Raw genomic sequence first — 18,681 nt, forward strand, 5'->3', positions numbered from 1 at the left:
CTAATCGAATGAAAAAACTACTTTTCTTTCTCCTGATTCCGTGTTTGAGTTTTGCTCAAAATGTATCAAAAATAGACACAGGAGCCATCATTGGGGCAAAATATCGTATCCTTTTTCCCGAAAACTGGAAAGGGAAATTGGTCATGTATGCGCACGGCTACGAGTTTATGGGGGCCAAACCGCTCCAAAGTGAGAGTTCTGATTTTCCAAAACGAATGGCTCCTTTTCTCGAACGGGGCTTTGCCGTTGCCGCTTCCGATTACCGTGTTCAGGGGTATTCTTTGCCCGAAGGTGTGGACGATACGGAAGCTTTGCGGGGCTATTTTGTCAAAAAATACGGAAAACCCGATTCGACCTTTATGGTAGGGCATTCCTTGGGCGGCGGCGTAACGCTGGCGATGATGGAAAATTTCGGCAAAAATTACCACGGCGCTTTACCGCTGTGTCCGTTGTCGAGTCGGCCGTATTTGCAGTGTCGCAAAGAGTTTGATATGTACGCTACGTTCAATGGATTGTTTCCCAACGTGGTCAAATCGCTCTCCGAGATATTCGACCTATCGAAGCCGTATCAGGCGCAGGATGCCCGTAAAATGGTAGCCCGCGCGATGGAAATCCGGAAGGCTATTTATGCAAAAGATTCTGCCTTAGCGGTAGCTTTTGCCAAACGCTTCGACCTGAAAGCAGACGATCTGCCGTTCTCGTTATTTTTCAATGAAAATGTACTTCGTGATTTAGCCCAAAAAACGGGAGGAAATCCGTTTGACAATACCAACACCCTGTACAGCGGTTTCCCCAACGACTTAGCTGTCAATCAGAAAGCCGAGCGCTTGGCGGCCACGGTCAACCCCGAATCCATTTTTTCTAAATACGACCGTACGGGAAATGTCAACACGCCGGTGGTGGCCATGCATACCATTTATGACCAGCTCATTCCGCCGACGTACGGGATCGTTAATTTTGAAAATATGGTTCATAAACAGGGCAAAGACGCCTATTTCACGGTAAAATACACTAATGGACAAGGCCATTGTAATTTCACCAATTCCCAAACCACCCAGGCTTTTGACGAACTCAGAAGTTGGGTCAAAACGGGAGTGAAGGCAAAGGCAGGATTTGTTGAATGACGAATGAGAGCATGACGAGTGACGAATTTTTTTTAGTACAACATTCGTCACTCGCCCATTCGTCATTCTCCCTCATTTATCGCTTTTTCTTGCTGTTTTGATGGAGGAGACCGTGATAGATAGGAGTTCATCGGCTTCTTTGTAGACTGGTATTATATCCGTTCTGATGTCCAGTAACAACGCAACGATAAATTCTAACCAAAACATTGTTTCATCTAATTCTTCCTCCACAATTTTGAGCTTATTAATGAAATCAGGAGTTGATTTTCCTCGACAAGCTGCGCGATAATTAGCGGCTGTTGACGGAGCCGAACGTACAATTTGGTTTCTCGCGGCCTTAAATTCCGGTTCATTGGGTAATTTTCTCGTCAATAAAATAACCGAGATTGCCCAGTTTTTATATCTCACCTTTAGTTCATCTATGTTCATAAAAGAAAATTTATTTCGATAGACGATGTTGTTTAGGATTAGTCACTTTTCCAATGACGAATTTAGAATTACGAATGACGAATAAATTTTTTTCACTAAATACATTCGTCACTGCGGCGGCCCGCTTGAATAACTCGTCATTCGAAAGTGTTGCTTAAAAAATTCGTCCTTCGTCATTCGAATAATTCGTCATTCGCAAAAACATATTAAAAAAATGATAGATCTTCAAAAAATCACTGCCATAGATGTACACACGCACGCGGAAGTGTCGTGTTGTCAGCCGCACGACGACTATCGGTCGGAGTTTGACGTGGCTTTTGCCAAATATTTTAAGTCAGACAAACGTCCGACGATTCAGGAAACGGCCGATTTTTACCGGGAAAGCAACCTTGCCTTTGTGATGTTTACGGTGGATTCAGAGCACAATGTGGGCAAACGCCGTATTCCCAACATTGAAGTGGCAGAAGTAGCTCTCAAAAACGATGATGTGATGATTGCCTTTGCCAGTATTGACCCCCACAAAGGACGCATGGGTGCTAGAGAAGCCCGCGATTTGATTGAGAATTACGGCGTAAAAGGCTTTAAATTCCACCCGACGGTGCAAGGTTTTTATCCGCACGACAAGATGGCGTATCATCTATACGAAGTTATTGCGGAGTATAAGCTCCCGATGCTTTTCCATTCGGGACATTCGGGTTTTGGCGCAGGCGTACGCGGTGGCGGCGGTTTGCGCTTGGAATATTCCAACCCCATGCACCTCGACGACGTCGCTATTGATTTTCCCGATTGCCCCATCATCATTGCGCATCCCAGTTGGCCGTGGCAGGACGAAGCCCTTTCCGTTGCGATGCACAAGCCCAATGTGTACATTGATTTGAGCGGCTGGTCGCCTAAATACTTTCCCAAACAATTGGTGCAATATGCCAATACGATGCTGAAAAACAGAGTATTGTTCGGAACTGATTTTCCGTTGATCACGCCCGAACGCTGGATGAATGACTTTGAGGAAGCGGGCTTTAAAGAAGAAGTAAAGCCGTTGATCCTGAAAGAAAATGCGATTAGGATGCTGAAATTGGGTTAATTCTTCTCCTAAAAATGGCCTTTGCTTTTTCTCCATTATCTTTACTTTCGTAACTTTTATGGATTCAATTCCACAAAAAGTATATCTTTTATGGAATTGAATCCATAAAAGTCTGTATGTTTGGGAAAATATAGACTTTTATGATTGCAAGAGCACTGCAGAAAAAGTTAGAAAAGAGGTTAGATTTTAAAAAAGCCTTTTTGATTTTCGGTCCGAGACAGGTAGGGAAAACTACGTTGGCCAAAGCGTTTGCGGAAAGTTTACAGGAAGAGTATACCTATTTCAGCGGTGATAGTATCGTTACCAGAACGCTGTGGTCCATGTCAGGGATTGAGGCATTGAAACAAAGTTTTGGTCATAAGAAAGTAGTGATTTTAGACGAGGCACAAATGATTGAACAAGTCGGATTGATTTGTAAACAATTGATTGATGCCGAAATGGGGGTTCAATTTATCATCACCGGTTCTTCCTCACTAACCATTGCTGACAAAACCCAGGAGCCGCTGACCGGCAGAAAATGGGAGTACTTTCTGTATCCGATCAGCAGTGGAGAATTGATGGAGTATCAGGGAATACCTCAATTTCTGAATCTGTTGCCTCATTATTTGGTGTACGGAATGTATCCCGAAGTAGTGGTTAATATTCTGGATGCGAAAGAGATTCTGACAAACATTGCCGGCAGCTATTTGTATAAGGATGTGCAGGCATTGGTAGGTTTAAAAAGGCCCCAATTACTGGAAAAGATACTGAAAGCGTTGGCTTTGCAGGTGGGTAGTGAGGTGTCACTCAATGAATTGGCCAATTTGGTTTCCGCCGATGTAAAAACAGTAGACAACTATATTTATTTATTGGAACAGGTCTTTGTAGTCTATCGTTTGGGGGCATTGAGCAGAAATGAACGAAATGAGATAAGTACAAAAAAGAAAATTTATTTCTACGATAACGGTATTCGAAATGCACTCATCGGAAATTTCAATCCGATTGTTACCCGAAATGACATTGGAGCACTGTGGGAGAACTTTTTAATGACCGAGCGCAAAAAGCTTTTGGCGTACAATGGTTTCCATGGACGTACCTACTTTTGGCGAAATAAACAGCAGGCAGAAGTGGATTATATCGAAGAAATTGACGGTAACATTTATGCCTTTGAGTTCAAGTGGAATCCGGAAGCTAAATCAAAGTTTCCACAGGCATTTTTAGACAGTTATCAACCCGCCGAAACAAAAATCATCCATCGGGAAAATTTTTGGCAATGGCTCCGCGAATATCCCTATTGAGTATCTTCTATATACCGTATTCGTCATTCATTCCTCTCATCCAAATTCTTCGATTTCAGGCTGAAAACAAACAATCCCGTCACTAAAAGGGGAAGCGAAAAAAGACTGAAAAGCAAGGCGGTGCTAAACCCCGCATCCGACAAAACACCAAATAAGGTAGGCCCTAAAATGGCACCAAAACGCCCTACACCTATCGAAAATCCGACGCCGGTGGTACGAATTTCGGTGGGATAGACCCGCGAAATGGTGGGATAAATACCGTTAAACCCTCCCTGTACAAAAATACCAATCAGGAAAATGGTCACAAAGATCAGCGTTGTCGTCAACGGGACGTTCCCGTAGATCAGTATCACGACAAAAGCACAGAGCATAAAACTCAATACCGTTTTTCGCAAACCCAATCGCGCCGCCACGACTCCCAAACCCGCCGTTCCGATGGCGGCACCGGCGTTAAGGGCGATGCCGACGTAGGTGGCCATTTCAAAAGGTAGTCCCGCCTCTTTGGCGATGTTGGGCACCCAACTCATGAGCGTATACAAGGTTAAAAAACCAAAGAAAATAGCTACCCAAAGTTTGAAGGTGGAGTTCCGATACTCGGGACTGAATAACGCTTTGACGGGGGCGTTGGCGTAGTGCAGGGGTTTTTCGGGTAAAGCCGAAATGCCTTCGTGACCCATTTTGCTCAATAAGATATTGATTTTTTGTTGGGCGTTTTCGGGTTGCTGTTTGCTCAAAAAGTCCAGAGAATCCGTCATGTATACCCACACGAGAACGAGCATCAATAACGAAATACCCCCGGCAAACAGAAAAGCAAATCGCCAGCCGTAGGCGGGAATGGCGTACGCGCAGAAGAATCCCGTAAAAATGGCACCCACGGGCCCGCCCGCCTGCACCAAACCTACGTTAAAATCGCGACGTTTGTTGTTGGAAAACTCGGATGCGGTGGCGGCCATCGTGGGCAAAATACCTCCAATACCCATGCCCGTTAAAAAACGCAAAAGCAATAATTGCCAATAAGCGGCTGAAATAAAAACCAACAACATGCCGCTCGTAATCAGCACCAATGACAGGATAAAAACTTTTCGGCGGCCGATAGTATCGCCCAAAGGAGCCAGAAAAAAGGCCCCAACCGTCATTCCCATCAAACCCGCGCTGAAAATGTATCCCAATTCCGTTTTGGAAAGCCCCCATTCTTTCACGATTTCGGAACCTGAAAACGAGACGACCAAGACATCAATGCCATCGTTCATGTTGAGAATGAAACAAATCGCCACGATGAGAACTTGGAACGTACTCATGGGATTGTGGTCAATCAAAGATTTAAAACGGGTTTGCAGCGCTTCGTAGGTCATCAGCGAAATTCTGATTGTTAGGTTTAGGTTTGGTCAAACAAGGTTTTGAGCTATGGGTTCTACTATTTACCAATGGCACTTTTGGACATTGTGCACTACTCTGTGCAACACGGTGGTTAAAAGCCGAGATACGCAACTATCGTTTGATAAATAAGACACAAAACGGAGACAATATTAGGGGAATTGGATTTGAAAAATGGTATTTTGGGGCTTGTTTTGTGTAGAATAGAGTAATAACTCCCTTTTATGTGAGTGATACGAAGATTTTGTTGGATAACCTCCATAATGGTGTATATTCACTTGTTGTCGGTCATGCTATGGCGACAGTTCAACCTGAGCAATTACTAATAAATGGATAGTTAGAAAAGAAATATGGAGCAAACACAATCACTCAAACAACTAATTCTTGACATTGACGACAAGAAAATTTTTCTTCCTGAGTTCCAACGTGACTTTGTTTGGGAAATTTCCAAAACCTATGACTTGTTTGACTCCTTAGTTAAGGACATTTTTATTGGTGCAATTATTTACGGCATACCCTCTTTTGACATTGCTATTAGGGAAATAGACAACCGTAAGAAAATAACAAAAGGGAAAAAGCGACCAGCACTCGAAGTAAAGACAATTACTAAAAAGCAAATTCAAGACATTAATAAAATCGGTGGTAACTTTAGGCTGGTTCTTGACGGTCAACAAAGGACAACATCACTTTACCGAGCATTAAAAGGCACTGATGAAGTTTGGTTTGTTGCAAAAAATGAAGATGAAGTGCAAAGCTCTTCATTTGAGAATGCTAAACTTGAAGACCTCCTAGAAGAAATTACAGGCGAACAAGACGGAGAAAGACTTTCCATAAAACTATCTGATGTTTGGGACATTGAACTTAACGACTATGATGAAGAAGAGATAAAAGAGAAATTTTTCTTTCAGACATCATACTACAAAACCTATTGCGGCGATGAAGGATTTGATTTAAAAGCAGAATTTAAGAAATACAGAAACCTGCGTAAGAAAATTGCTGACCTTTTCAAATCAGAGAAACTACTCTCTTTCTATTTGCTTGACATGAACCTTGAGAAATTTGTTGTGTTCTTTGAAAGAAGTAACCCCAGTTGGTCGTAGTTTGCAACTACGACTCCAAAAATAAACAAAGTGTTTGTAACACGGTAAGTGCCCACTGGCCTCTTTTTATGCGTCCAATCAAATGAACTTAGACTCTTTCAGAGTGACAAAAAATAATAGGTTGCTTCCGAATAATGTGCCGGCTTCCACTCGTTGATTGGTTTAATAAAAAAAGCCCTCGTTTTCACGAAGGCTTTCAGAGGCTTGTCAGCGTGACAAATTATTAGCGGCTCAAATACATGTTGCGCTCGCCGTATATTTTCTGGAAGAATTCGTCTTCGAGACTGTCAATAAAGTAAATGGCTTCGCCTGTGGACTTCATTTCCGGGCCTAATGCTTTATTCACGTTCGGGAATTTGCTGAACGAGAATACTGGAATTTTAATGGCCCAACCCTTCTTCACGGGTTTGAAGTCGATGTCTTTCACTTTTTTATCGCCAAGCATGAACTTCGTTGCGTAATTTACGTACGGTTCTTGGTATGCTTTGCAGATAAACGGCACCGTGCGTGAGGCGCGTGGGTTGGCTTCAATCACGTACACTACGCCATTTTTTACGGCAAACTGCATGTTTATCAAACCTTTCACCTTCATCGCTTTGGCCACTTTGATGGTAATTTCTTCAATTTGGCGAATTTCGTCGGGCGTCAAATCAAACGGCGGCAAGGTCGCGTGCGAGTCGCCCGAGTGGATACCGGCGGGTTCGATGTGCTCCATGACCCCGATGATGTACGCATCTTCACCGTCGCAAATCGCATCCGATTCGGCTTCAATGGCGTTTTCTAAGTAGTGGTCAAGCAGGATGTTGTTTTCGGGAATATCGTTCAGGATTTTTACTACGTGCTGTTCCAATTCCTGCTCATTGATGACGATTTTCATGCCCTGTCCCCCCAAAACGTAGCTGGGGCGTACCAACAGCGGGAAGCCCAGGCTTTTACCGATTTCAGCAGCGGCATCGGCAGTACGGATGGTATCAAACGGAGGATATGGAATGCCTAAGTCGCGCAACAAGGCTGAGAAACGACCGCGGTCTTCGGCCAAATCGAGCGTGTCAAAGGTACTGCCGATGATTTTGATGCCGTATTGGTGGAGCTTTTCAGCGATTTTCAACGCCGTTTGTCCGCCTAACTGTACGATAACGCCCTCGGGTTTTTCGTGCATGATGATGGCGTGTACGTGTTCCCAGAAAACGGGCTCAAAGTAGAGTTTATCCGAAATATCAGGGTCGGTAGAAACCGTCTCAGGATTACAATTGATCATGATGGTTTCGTAGCCGGCTTCTTTGGCGGCCAACACCCCATGTACGCACGAGTAGTCAAACTCAATTCCCTGTCCGATGCGGTTAGGACCGGAGCCCAATACTACCACTTTTTTACGGTCAGAAACGATGGACTCATTTTCCGGCTCGTCCTGCGATACGCTGAACGTGGAGTAGTAATAAGGGGTTTTGGCGGCAAACTCGGCGGCGCAGGTATCCACGCACTTAAACACGCGCTTGATGTGGTGGTCTTGGCGGTATTTGTAGATGCGGCTTTCTTTTACGCCCAACAAATGCGCAATTTGGCGGTCGGCATAGCCTTTTTGCTTAGCCGTAAGTGCCAAACTTGGGGGAAGGTCTTCCAAATCGTATTGTTGGATTTGTTTTTCCAACTCCACCAATTCTTCCACTTGGTGCAGAAACCAGGGGTCAATTTTGGTCAGGTTCTGAATGGTTTTGAACGAAAGCCCTACTTTGAAGGCGTCGTAGATGTGGAAAAGGCGGTTCCAACTTGGATGGGCCAAACTGTATTTGATTGCCTCTACATCAGTTAGTTCTTTTCCGTCAGCGCCGAGGCCATTGCGGCGAATTTCGAGCGATTGGCAGGCTTTTTGTAACGCTTCCTGAAAATTACGTCCGATACCCATGGCTTCACCTACGGATTTCATCTGCAAGCCCAACGAACGGTCGGCACCGGGGAATTTGTCGAAATTCCAACGCGGTACTTTTACGATAACGTAGTCGATAGTAGGCTCAAAAAATGCGGAAGTACTGCCCGTAATCGGGTTGATGAGTTCGTCTAAGTTGTACCCAATGGCCATTTTGGCAGCAATCTTGGCAATGGGATAACCCGTTGCTTTTGAAGCCAACGCTGACGAGCGCGAAACGCGAGGGTTAATTTCAATAACGATGATTTCGTCGGTTTCGGGATTGACCGAAAACTGAATGTTACACCCACCTGCGAATTTACCGATACCGTTCATGGTCAAAATGGCCAAATCACGCATTTTTTGGTAGAGCGTATCGGGCAGCGTCATGGCAGGAGCTACGGTCACGCTGTCGCCCGTGTGGATACCCATCGGGTCGAAGTTCTCAATCGAGCAGATAATGATCAGGTTTCCCTTGCCGTCGCGCAACAATTCTAATTCGTATTCTTTCCAACCCATGATGCTTTGCTCTACCAACACCTCATGGACGGGGGAAGCAATGAGACCATGTTGGAGTGCTTTGTCAAACTCTTCGGCGGTATTGACAAAACCACCACCGGTTCCTCCCAAAGTGAAAGAAGGGCGGATTACCAATGGAAAGCCGATTTCCTGCGCAATTTCTTTGCCTTCGAGGAATGATTTAGCGGTGCGACCTTTACAAACTCCCGCGCCCAATTCGAGCATTTTAAGACGGAATTTTTCGCGGTCTTCGGTGGTTTCGATGGCCTTGATGTCGACCCCGATGATTTGCACGTCGTATTTTTTCCAAATACCGGCTTTATCGCAGTCGATGGCTAAATTTAACGCCGTTTGGCCTCCCATGGTTGGCAAAACGGCGTCTATTTTGTGCTTTTCTAATATTTCAATAATGTATTTTTTCTCCAAAGGCTTTAAATACACATGATCCGCATTGATGGGATCGGTCATGATGGTAGCGGGATTGGAGTTAATCAGAATGACCTCAATACCTTCTTCCCGCAGCGAACGGGCGGCTTGGGAACCTGCATAGTCAAATTCGCAGGCTTGACCAATAACAATGGGACCGGAACCAATGATGAGGATGGATTTGATGTTTGGATTTTTGGGCATTTTTATAATTGAAGGGGAGGTATGTTCAAAAATTGCACAAAATTAGGAGATGAAAACTTATTTGAACCATGAATGCCATAAAAAATATGAAATGTACGATAAATAACTGAATTTCAAGGTTTGAAAATAAAGCTTCATCTTTGCCTATATGAACCCTCTAACCGACCTTCTTGACGATTGGCAACAACGCCAATTGCTCACTTCTGCCGAGCGTACTCAAATCGAAAGCCACGAGCGCACACGCCCGGTTTCGCTGTATATTCTGCTTCGTACCCTGCTGTACGCGGGTATTTTGCTGTTTACGGCAGGGGCGGCTATCCTTATTTACAAAAATATTGATACTATTGGCCACGACGCCCTCATTGCGGCGTTAGCTTTGCTGACGGGCGGTTGTTTTTATTACACCTATCGCCACAGCGAACCTTTCTCCAAGGGCATAGTGGACACCGAATCGAAGTTTACCGACTTTGTTTTGTTAATAGGTGCCACCTTGTTTTTATCGCTCGAAGGCTACGTGCAGTGGCGCTACAACGTCTTTGGAACGCGCTACGGGTTAGCTACGATGATTCCCGCCGTTTTGTTTATCTTCTGTGCCTATCGTTTTGACCATCGCGGGGTTTTATCCATGGGGCTGACGGCCTTGGCTTCGTGGGTAGGATTGACCGTAACGCCCTTTGAAGTATTGACTTCCAACGATTTTAACAATGAGTCGATCATCAATACGGCGGTACTTTTCGGCATTGCATCAGTTGGAATCAGTCTTTGGCTGGATAAGCAAAACATCAAACGCCATTTTACTTTTACCTATTTACTTTTGGGCGGCAATTTGATGTTTATCAGTGCTTTAGCGGGTTTGGTTTCATCAAGTTATTGGTATGTGTTTGCGGTAGTGATTGCGGCCGGAGCGTGGTATTTTTTTAGATATGCCCAACAAGAACAATCCTTTTTGTTTCTGTTGATGGCGGTGTTGTATGGCTACATTGCATTTACTTACCTGCTGTTCAAATGGGTTGACGACAATGATGTCTTCTTTTCCTTATCCGGTCTTTACTTCCTCGGAAGTTCGGTAGGGGTCATTCTGTTTATCATCAATTACAAAAAATTACTCCGACCGAAGTGAGGAGTTTACGGTTAATAGTTAACAGTGCACCTACGCTCAGGCTTAAACACCGGCAAATGATTCATTCACTAATTCACTAATTCGCAATTCACTCATTGACCAATGAAATTCTATAACGAAACCCTTCTTCGCAACGAATACGCTCAGAAAGCAGTCCAACGCTTTCAAAAAGAGGGCCTCTTGAGTGAGAGTCAGGCCACGGAAATTCAGAAACTCCACGCTGAGGTACCCTACAATCCCAACATTTTCATCAAGGCTGTCCTGTTTTTGTTTGGCGGCTTTGGGTTCAGTTTTGGAAGCTCCTTTGTCGCCCTGGCTGTTTTGGGCGAATCGTTTGTCGGCTTTGCCATTATCTCCATGATTTACGGCGTTGGGACTTTATTTGCCCTTCGGTATTTTATCCGAGAAAGAAAACTGCATTTTTCGGGCCTCGACAATGCGTTGTTATACTGCATTTTAGGGTCGTTTGGGCCCATAGTTTTTCAAATTTATGACAGTGCCAAAATCGATGAACTATGGGTGGGAGCGTTATTGTTTTTGCCTTTTTTACTGGCGGCTGCTTATAGTTTTGGCGAACCGTTGGTGGCCTTGGGAGCCTTTTTGACCACCTTGTTTATCATTGCCTCGCTATTAATGAAAAATCCCGTCGGAAAATCGTTGCTTCCTTTTGCATTGATGATTTGTACGGGCATAACGTATGAGGTGATTCGACGCTTTTTGAAAAAAGAAACTTCGTTTTATTGGCAAATGGCTCTTTACTGGGTGAGTATCGCGGCCTTGGTGCTGTTTTATGCCGCAGGTAATTACCTCGTTGTACGTCAGGCCAATGCAGCCCTCAATGGCCTGCCCGACCCCGCACCAGAGATTGCGTTTGCACCGTTATTTTGGGGGCTGACCTTTCTGATTCCCGTTTTTTACCTGTACAGAGGCTTTCGTTGGCGCGACCGTACCTTGATTACGTTGGGGATTTTGGCGGTCGTTTGTTCGATTTTGACTGTACGTTTTTATCACGCGGTTTTGCCTGTGGAGTGGGGGATGATACTCGGCGGAATAGCTGCTTCTGTAATCGCCTACGTCGTGATTCGACAACTCAAAACGCCGAAATATGGTTTTAGTTTTGCTCCCGAAGCAGGAGAAAATGCTCAGTTTAGGATTGAAACGGTCGTTTTATCCCAAATTACCACCAACATTCAAACGGCTGATAGCGGTGTACAATTCGGCGGTGGTGATTTTGGCGGTGGTGGAGCAGGGGCGAAGTATTAAAAATGAGGTAAAATTGGGGCTTATGACGCTTTGGAGAATGAATTGATCCATTCGCTATTGTATGAAAAAGCCTCTCGTTTTATATATTCTTCTGCTCTTTTGGCCCTTTACTTTTTGCTTTGCTCAGAAAACAACTCAATCTGCTCCCCCCATCAAGTGGCCCGTTGGTATTCCTTGGTGGAAGCAAAATAACCTGCGGGTGATTCAGACGAATTTGCCGGCGTATGAAGCCGCTACGTTAAATGCTGATTCCTTACTGAAAGACTTGGAAGCGTGTTCGGCCAATACGCTTTTAATCAACGCGGGGGGGATTATGGCGTTTTATCCTACCCAACTGGATTTTCAGTACACCAATCCGTACATGAAAGGAAATATGTTGGGCGACGTCATTCAACGATGTCATCAGCGGGGAATTAAGGTCATCGTACGGTTTGATTTCAGTCGGGTACACGAAAGTATTTTCAAGGCGCACCCCGATTGGTGCTACCTTTCGCCCAAGGGCGAACGTATCATCAACACCGACATGTACGTGGTGTCTATCAACGCGCCTTACGTGCAGGATAAGGCGTTTAAAATCATAGAGGAAGTCATTGACCGTTTTGCGGTTGACGGTATTTTTCTCAACATGCCCGGGTATCAGGTCAATAATCCGTACGAAGGCAAATACCACGGCATTGACCAGAATAACTACGATAAAAAACGCTTTGCCGACTACAGTAATGGGTTGGCGTTGCCGACAGAAGAAAACAAAGCTGATGCCGTTTTTCAGAAATACTTAGAATTTAAGAAGTTCACGGTGGAAGATTGGTCAAAACGGTTGCACACGTTGGTAAAATCGAAGAGCGACCAAATTGCCATTTGTACCTACCTGGATAAGTACGTGGACATTATTCGCCACGAATCACAAACCAACAGCTTGCTCTATTGGCCCTATATGTCGTCCGACAACGTGGGGAATGCCGTTAATTCTTTCCCCGACCACATCATCAGCAACAGCAGTATTCAGCAAATTTCCTTTCAGTCGCGGTACAATGCGGTGGAACCCGAGGAAGTTTCCATTCGGTTGTATGAAAACATCGCCAATGGTTCGGGCTTGGATATCAGCATGATGGGCGATATGCGCGGTTACGAAGACGAGCGTAATTACGACGTGATTAAGAAAATCTACGCCCATCACAAAAAATACGAACCGTATTTTGGGAAATACACCTCCGTCGCTAAAATTGCGGTGATAGCGCCGGGTTCGTGGCCGAGTGGGGCGCCGATGCAGGAATATCGGGGAATTCAGTTGATGCTGAAAGAAGCCCATATTCCTTTTGATATTGTGGAAGACGCCCAAATCGAACATCTTTCGGATAAAATCAAAGACTATCGACTGCTGATTTTGCCCGATATTACGTATCTGAGCAAGGCATCGGTGCAGGTGCTGAAAGAAGCAAGTCAACAGGGAGTGAATCTGATTGCGACCAATCAGACGCTGTTTGATAATCCCGAAGTCTTATTCCAATTGTTTGGGGCCAAAATTATCAACAAAGATCACGAAGGCAGCGGTTTTTATTTGACGCCGGATAACAAGGACGTTTTCAAACGCTTCACCAAACAGAAAATGCTGTTTTGGAAGTTTAATTTAGGACTGTACGATTTATCGGGAACGGACAAAAAAATGCTCCCGATTCTCTCCAAAGGTCGCCCTGGACCGCCCGAAATCATTGGAGGCCACGAGCCTACGGGCTACTATGCGATGGGCTTGAAACAACACGAAAAAAGCAAAGCAGTGCTGTTGCCCATCAACTTGGGTAGGTTGTACTATCTGCATGGCTATGAGGAGCATAAGAATATTTTGCTGGATGTGATTGACGCTGTTTTTCCCGAAGCCAATCAATTGCTGCAGACCAATGCGCACGAGCGAGTAGAAGTGATTTTGCAGGAATACATCAAAAACGTTCCCGAAAACCGAGAGAAGAAAACCAAAGACGGTCTGATTGTTCACCTCGTTAATTTGACGGGCTTTAGCGGGAATACCTATTTTGAACCGTTACCTTTGTACCACCTGTTGTTTAAAATTCAATTGTCCTTTAAGCCCTCGAAGGTAGTTGCAATGGTCAATAAACAGCTGGTGGTCTATACGTGGAAAGACGGTTTTTTGGAATTGCAACTCAGTCAACTGAACGATTTTGAAGGGATTGTGATTGATAGGTAGAAAAAATACACATATAGCTGAACATTTTCTAAATTAGAGTATCAAAAATCATGAAAGGAATTCAAGAAACATCCAATAAAACTTATCGCCAATTGATGGGGAATGGTTTACGTTATGAAATCCCCAAATTTCAACGAGATTATACTTGGGAGTATGAACAATGGGATGATTTATGGCAGGATATTAAAATGCTCATTACCAATGAAGAAAAGGAGCATTACTTAGGGTATTTAGTTCTTCAAACTTCGAATAATAAAAACTATTTTATAATTGATGGGCAGCAAAGACTAACAACTTTAAGTATATTAATCCTCACTGTTCTGAAATGTTTAAATGATTTAGTAGAGAGCAATGTTGAGAGTGATAATAACTATAAGAGGAAAGAAAATTTACTGAATAGTTATATAGGTTATGTAGATCCCGTAACTTTAATATCAAATAATAAGCTTAAATTAAACAGAAATAGTGATGATTACTATAAGCAATATTTAGTTTTACTAAGAGATTTGCCTCTTAGAAATACTAATACCTCAGAAAAGCACATGCGGGAATGTTTTAATTGGTATTATGATAAAGTAAAAAAAGAATTTAAAAGTGGTGAAAAACTTGCTGGATTCATAGATGATATTGTAGATAAATTATTCTTTACGGTTATTGAAGTTACTGATCAATTGAATGCTTTCAAGGTTTTTGAGACACTTAATGCAAGAGGAGTTCAACTTTCTTCATCTGATTTATTAAAAAACCATCTTTTCTCGGTGGTTGATGAGACAAAACTCCATGTTTCAGAAATAGAAGAATTAGAGAATATTTGGAGCAGTATTGTAGGTAAACTTGGCGAACAGAAATTTGAAGATTATTTGAGGTATTACTGGAATAGTTACAATAAAACCGTTGGGAAGAAGAACTTGTTTAAGACAATAAAAAGCAGTATACTTACAAAAGAAGCTGTATTTAGCTTGGTTAGAAATTTAAAAGATACTGCAGACTTGTTTTTAGCAATTCAAAACCCCGATGATGAATTTTGGAAGTCTAACCTTGAAATTAAAGAATCATTAGGGGAATTAAAGCTGTTTCAAATTAGACAGACGAATTCTCTTTTATTGTCAGGTTACAAAAACCTCGAAATAAACTATTTTAAAAAATTGGTAAAAATTTGTGCTGTTATTTCATTTCGATATAATATTATTGGTGGCTTAAATCCTAATGCACAAGAAGATGTATATAATTCAATTGCTTTGAAAATAAATACAGAAAAAAAATATGGAATTTTAGATTTTCAATCTATTTATGTGCCTGACAGTAGTTTTGAAAATGATTTTTCTACTAAACAATTTAAAAATACGAGTAGAAACCACAAAATTGTTAAATATATTTTGGCAAAAATTGAAGAGTATAAATTTAGAAACGAAATTAATTACGACAGTGACTTATATACTATTGAACATATTTTGCCTGAGAGCGCTGATGAAAGTTGGGGAAATTTTTCTCAAGAAGAGTTGAATCGTTCAATTTATCGTATTGGTAATCTTTGCTTATTGGAACGGAAATTAAACAAAGAAGCAGACATTTTAAAATATATTGACAAAGTTAAAATTTTTGAAAAAAGCAAAAGTCACCTTACGAGTTCTATTCCGAATAATTATACTAGTTGGAACGAAGCAAAAGTTTCTTCACGCCAAAAGGAATTGGCTAAAGATGCTAAGTCTATTTGGCGAATTCAAGAATTAAATTGAAGATAATACTCCTCCAATGAATCATGAAAGATTGGGGTTTATTGGCTTCTGTTATCTTTGAATAAATTTCAAGAAATGAATAAAGATAAACCGTCTGCGTACCTGAAAGTGACCGAAGAGGTCGAACTGATGTTGTTTTTGATAGCTCAGTTGCCGCAAAAAAATCGGAATAATATCAAAACTCTGTTGCGGGATAAACAGGTGTTGGTGGAAGGCCGCGTGGTGACGCAATTCAATCATCTCCTGAAACCCAATCAAAAAGTGGAAATCAGCGGGAGCAAAGCCGGAAGAGAGCAAAAATACGCCGGGCTTACCATTTTATTTGAAGACCCGCACCTGATTGTGATTGAAAAACAAGAAGGAACGCTTTCGATTGCCACCGACCGCCGAGAAGACCAAACGGCTTACAGCATTCTGAGTAGCCACGTAAAGCAACAAAGCCCGACTCATAAAATCTTTATCGTTCATCGTCTTGACCGCGAAACGTCAGGAGTAATGGTGTTTGCCAAAAGTGAAAAAATACAAAAAATGCTTCAGGAATCTTGGGGACCCACGACCAAAGAACGAACGTATTTGGCGGTGGTAGGCGGTGTTTTGGCAGAGCCTTCGGGGACGATTATTTCGTATTTGAATGAGAGTAAAGCGTTGATTGTGTACTCCAGTCAAAACCCCAATCAGGGACAAAAAGCCATAACGCACTACGAAACCATCCAATCCAATAAGCAGTTTTCGCTCCTGAAAGTCAACCTCGAAACAGGGCGAAAAAACCAGATTCGCGTTCACATGCAGGACTTGGGGCATTCGGTGATTGGCGATAAAAAATACGGCTCCAGCCTCAATCCCATTGGCCGTTTGGGACTTCATGCGTGGATTTTAGGTTTCACGCATCCAATAACGAAGGAAAAACTTCGTTTTGAAACGAAAGTTCCACCGAAATTTTTGAGCTTGTTTTGAGAGCCCGAAGCAGGAAATACGAAATAGGAGGTAAGAGGCAGGAAAATGTCTTAGTTCTGATTTCTTACTTTAAATGCACTTCGATTTTTAGTTAACTATTTGTCAAAAAAATGATAACTTGCTATTAAATTAAAACCTGTACAACTATGTCAAAAGATAAGCCTGCAAGAGAAAAGAAAAAAGAATCTGAAAAAGATTTGAAGCAAAAGCGTGCTGAGAAAAAAGCAAAACGCGAAAGCAAAAGAGACTAACTCTCAATAGGGACGGGGCTTTATTTTACCCGTCCCAATCCAAATTGGTCACCTAACCGGACAGGTTTGGGACCGTTAAAGTGAATTTCCATCATTTTTTCGCTGTGAACTCCCTGCTGATGTTCGTCAATAAGGGTTGTAATAATTTTGTGTGTGGCCACATCGATGATTTCTCCCGTTGAAGGGTACGCGTAACGACCGTCCAGACTAAACGTGACCCAGCCCGGTTGGTCACGAAGTGCCAAGCTTCCGATTTGACGGGGCGGCAGAGACGTTGCATCAAAAAAATGCACCTGCTGATTGGCTCCGTCTACTACCCAAACTTCACGCTCATCAGGCGTCAATCCTACCCCGTGACTCGGGCAGCCGTGACGTTTAACGGGCCCTTTCTGAAAGCCGCTAACCTCCATCCGATTCAGCATTTTTCCCGTTTTGAGGTCACCAATTTCAAATCCCAATAAATCATTGACGTTGACAAAACACAGCGTTTGCTTCCCATTCACCGTAAAAGGTCGAATAGAAGCACTAAACGGACCCACTTGGCGGGTTTCGGAAGGTTTTTGCGCGTTGACTACGGTGAGAAAAGGAGAACGTAATCCTGCCAAATACACTTCTTTGCCATTCAATCCAAAAACGGTATTGTGCGCACCTGAATTGGTAATGATTTTCTGCTTGACATCGCCGGTGGCTGCATCGACGACCGCCCAAAAGTCTTTCTCGAAGGTGGGCAAATAAATGGTTTTTCCGTCGGGAGAAATGGCCATGCGGTCGCAACCGTCTTCGTATTTGCGCTCCCATTTGATTTTTTCAGTCACCAAATCAATGCACTGCACGGTTTGGATAGTGCTGATATACACGCAATTAGTCGCCAAACTCGCACAAATGCCCTTTACATTGATGGGAGCCCCTTTCTCGTCTAAGCCTGCGGTTGGAATGCGTTTGATAAAACGATAATTGTCGTCAATGTCAAAAACCAGCAAACCGTGTCCGCCGTATTCCAGATAATTTCGAATGCCCGGCGTTGCTACGTACAAATAGCGCTTAGTGGCAGCGGCAGTATGGCTGTTTTTCTGAACCGTATTGGTAAAAAGCAGGAGAATAATAAAAGAAGGCAAAGCCAATCGTGCCCAATTCAGAATGGAGCGTTTCATAAACAAAGGGATTAAGAGCCGGAATAATTAGTTGTGTGGATTCTAAGCAAAATCCACAGAAACAAAAGCAGCAAGAGGTATCAAAATAATGAAACAAACTTGGATAGTTTATTTCGGCTTGTGTTCTTTGGGAGGCGGGAACGGTGCGCCGCTGCGAGCCTTTTGATAAGTGTTGCTCGTAAAGATACGAGCAGGTGCTTTTTGCCTGGCTTATCCAGGCGACACGGAAATTATAAATGAATATAAACCGTTTAATAACTTTATTGGAAAATCCACAATAAAAATACAGGTTTCATTTCGATTATTGTTAGCTTTGAGCTTGTTCCATTTCTAAACCCTTCAAAATAGCTACTATGCGAAAATTATTAATTTATCTTCTGCTATCTACTTTCGTCAACTTAGTAGGTTTTGCACAATCAACGATAATTACGCCCGGTGGGACAACTGAAAGGCAGGATTCAAGTTACAAATGCAACTTCTTGATGGTTAGTTAATTGATTAAAAATTTGATTTGGTGTTTGAAAATCATGTCTTTTTCTTGGCCTGTTATTAAGTTCATTCTCTACAAA

Annotated in this window: 13 protein-coding genes; 9 read left to right on the plus strand and 4 right to left on the minus strand. The window is 42.9% G+C overall.

What is annotated here, in order from left to right; genetic code table 11:
* The first annotated feature begins 8 nt into the window (after window positions 1-8).
* Complete coding sequence (locus Q0081_RS06910) at window positions 9-1,124, plus strand: alpha/beta hydrolase (protein WP_298350640.1); 1,116 nt, start codon at window positions 9-11, stop codon at window positions 1,122-1,124.
* 72 nt (window positions 1,125-1,196) lie between these two features.
* Here Q0081_RS06910 and Q0081_RS06915 read toward each other — a convergent pair whose 3' ends face one another.
* Window positions 1,197-1,553 carry a four helix bundle protein gene (locus Q0081_RS06915; RefSeq protein WP_298350642.1) on the minus strand — a complete coding sequence of 119 codons (357 nt, stop codon included), beginning with the start codon at window positions 1,551-1,553 and terminating at the stop codon, window positions 1,197-1,199.
* 214 nt (window positions 1,554-1,767) lie between these two features.
* On the opposite strand from Q0081_RS06915, the gene Q0081_RS06920 reads away from it, so the two are divergent.
* On the plus strand, window positions 1,768-2,634 hold the full coding sequence (locus Q0081_RS06920) for an amidohydrolase family protein (RefSeq protein ID WP_298350644.1): 867 nt from the start codon (window positions 1,768-1,770) through the stop codon (window positions 2,632-2,634).
* Between the two features lie 140 nt (window positions 2,635-2,774).
* Window positions 2,775-3,911, plus strand: a complete 1,137-nt coding sequence (locus tag Q0081_RS06925; protein WP_298350646.1) for an ATP-binding protein — start codon at window positions 2,775-2,777, stop codon at window positions 3,909-3,911.
* A gap of 23 nt (window positions 3,912-3,934) precedes the next feature.
* On the opposite strand, the gene Q0081_RS06930 is transcribed toward Q0081_RS06925, so the two are convergent.
* A complete protein-coding gene (locus Q0081_RS06930; RefSeq protein ID WP_298350648.1) occupies window positions 3,935-5,263 on the minus strand; it encodes an MFS transporter in 1,329 nt (442 codons plus the stop codon).
* A gap of 372 nt (window positions 5,264-5,635) precedes the next feature.
* Here Q0081_RS06930 and Q0081_RS06935 point away from each other — a divergent pair, with 372 nt between their 5' ends.
* Window positions 5,636-6,385, plus strand: coding sequence for a DUF262 domain-containing protein (locus tag Q0081_RS06935; RefSeq protein ID WP_298350650.1), 750 nt, complete (start codon window positions 5,636-5,638; stop codon window positions 6,383-6,385).
* Between the two features lie 223 nt (window positions 6,386-6,608).
* On the opposite strand, the gene carB is transcribed toward Q0081_RS06935, so the two are convergent.
* Window positions 6,609-9,437 carry a carbamoyl-phosphate synthase large subunit gene (gene carB, locus Q0081_RS06940; protein ID WP_298350653.1) on the minus strand — a complete coding sequence of 943 codons (2,829 nt, stop codon included), beginning with the start codon at window positions 9,435-9,437 and terminating at the stop codon, window positions 6,609-6,611.
* Between the two features lie 148 nt (window positions 9,438-9,585).
* Between carB and Q0081_RS06945 the strand changes: the two genes are divergently transcribed.
* The 5 genes from Q0081_RS06945 (at window position 9,586) to Q0081_RS06965 (ending at window position 16,710) form a co-directional block, all read left to right on the plus strand.
* On the plus strand, window positions 9,586-10,557 hold the full coding sequence (locus tag Q0081_RS06945) for a DUF2157 domain-containing protein (protein WP_298350655.1): 972 nt from the start codon (window positions 9,586-9,588) through the stop codon (window positions 10,555-10,557).
* Between the two features lie 102 nt (window positions 10,558-10,659).
* Entirely contained in the window at window positions 10,660-11,820 is a 1,161-nt protein-coding gene (locus Q0081_RS06950; RefSeq protein ID WP_298350657.1) for a hypothetical protein, read from the plus strand.
* Between the two features lie 61 nt (window positions 11,821-11,881).
* Window positions 11,882-14,020 carry an alpha-amylase family protein gene (locus tag Q0081_RS06955; protein ID WP_298350659.1) on the plus strand — a complete coding sequence of 713 codons (2,139 nt, stop codon included), beginning with the start codon at window positions 11,882-11,884 and terminating at the stop codon, window positions 14,018-14,020.
* 50 nt (window positions 14,021-14,070) lie between these two features.
* Window positions 14,071-15,756, plus strand: coding sequence for a DUF262 domain-containing HNH endonuclease family protein (locus tag Q0081_RS06960; RefSeq protein WP_298350661.1), 1,686 nt, complete (start codon window positions 14,071-14,073; stop codon window positions 15,754-15,756).
* 75 nt (window positions 15,757-15,831) lie between these two features.
* Complete coding sequence (locus Q0081_RS06965) at window positions 15,832-16,710, plus strand: RluA family pseudouridine synthase (protein ID WP_298350663.1); 879 nt, start codon at window positions 15,832-15,834, stop codon at window positions 16,708-16,710.
* Window positions 16,711-16,981: 271 nt separating this feature from the next.
* Here the strand turns inward: Q0081_RS06965 and Q0081_RS06970 are convergent, their stop codons facing one another.
* Window positions 16,982-18,112: a YncE family protein gene (locus tag Q0081_RS06970; protein WP_298350665.1), complete on the minus strand. Its 1,131-nt coding sequence runs from the start codon at window positions 18,110-18,112 to the stop codon at window positions 16,982-16,984.
* Window positions 18,113-18,681 lie beyond the last annotated feature (569 nt).

The sequence above is a fragment of the Runella sp. genome, assembly GCF_027484545.1.
Taxonomy (GTDB): Bacteria; Bacteroidota; Bacteroidia; order Cytophagales; family Spirosomataceae; genus Runella.

Excerpts from the sequence above, each read along its gene's own strand:
- Q0081_RS06910 (WP_298350640.1), top strand. The coding sequence starts at position 9 with ATGAAAAAACTACTTTTCTTTCTCCTGATTCCGTGTTTGAGTTTTGCT.
- Q0081_RS06915 (WP_298350642.1), bottom strand. The coding sequence starts at position 1,553 with ATGAACATAGATGAACTAAAGGTGAGATATAAAAACTGGGCAATCTCG.
- Q0081_RS06920 (WP_298350644.1), top strand. The coding sequence starts at position 1,768 with ATGATAGATCTTCAAAAAATCACTGCCATAGATGTACACACGCACGCG.
- Q0081_RS06925 (WP_298350646.1), top strand. The coding sequence starts at position 2,775 with ATGATTGCAAGAGCACTGCAGAAAAAGTTAGAAAAGAGGTTAGATTTT.
- Q0081_RS06930 (WP_298350648.1), bottom strand. The coding sequence starts at position 5,263 with ATGACCTACGAAGCGCTGCAAACCCGTTTTAAATCTTTGATTGACCAC.
- Q0081_RS06935 (WP_298350650.1), top strand. The coding sequence starts at position 5,636 with ATGGAGCAAACACAATCACTCAAACAACTAATTCTTGACATTGACGAC.
- carB (WP_298350653.1), bottom strand. The coding sequence starts at position 9,437 with ATGCCCAAAAATCCAAACATCAAATCCATCCTCATCATTGGTTCCGGT.
- Q0081_RS06945 (WP_298350655.1), top strand. The coding sequence starts at position 9,586 with ATGAACCCTCTAACCGACCTTCTTGACGATTGGCAACAACGCCAATTG.
- Q0081_RS06950 (WP_298350657.1), top strand. The coding sequence starts at position 10,660 with ATGAAATTCTATAACGAAACCCTTCTTCGCAACGAATACGCTCAGAAA.
- Q0081_RS06955 (WP_298350659.1), top strand. The coding sequence starts at position 11,882 with ATGAAAAAGCCTCTCGTTTTATATATTCTTCTGCTCTTTTGGCCCTTT.
- Q0081_RS06960 (WP_298350661.1), top strand. The coding sequence starts at position 14,071 with ATGAAAGGAATTCAAGAAACATCCAATAAAACTTATCGCCAATTGATG.
- Q0081_RS06965 (WP_298350663.1), top strand. The coding sequence starts at position 15,832 with ATGAATAAAGATAAACCGTCTGCGTACCTGAAAGTGACCGAAGAGGTC.
- Q0081_RS06970 (WP_298350665.1), bottom strand. The coding sequence starts at position 18,112 with ATGAAACGCTCCATTCTGAATTGGGCACGATTGGCTTTGCCTTCTTTT.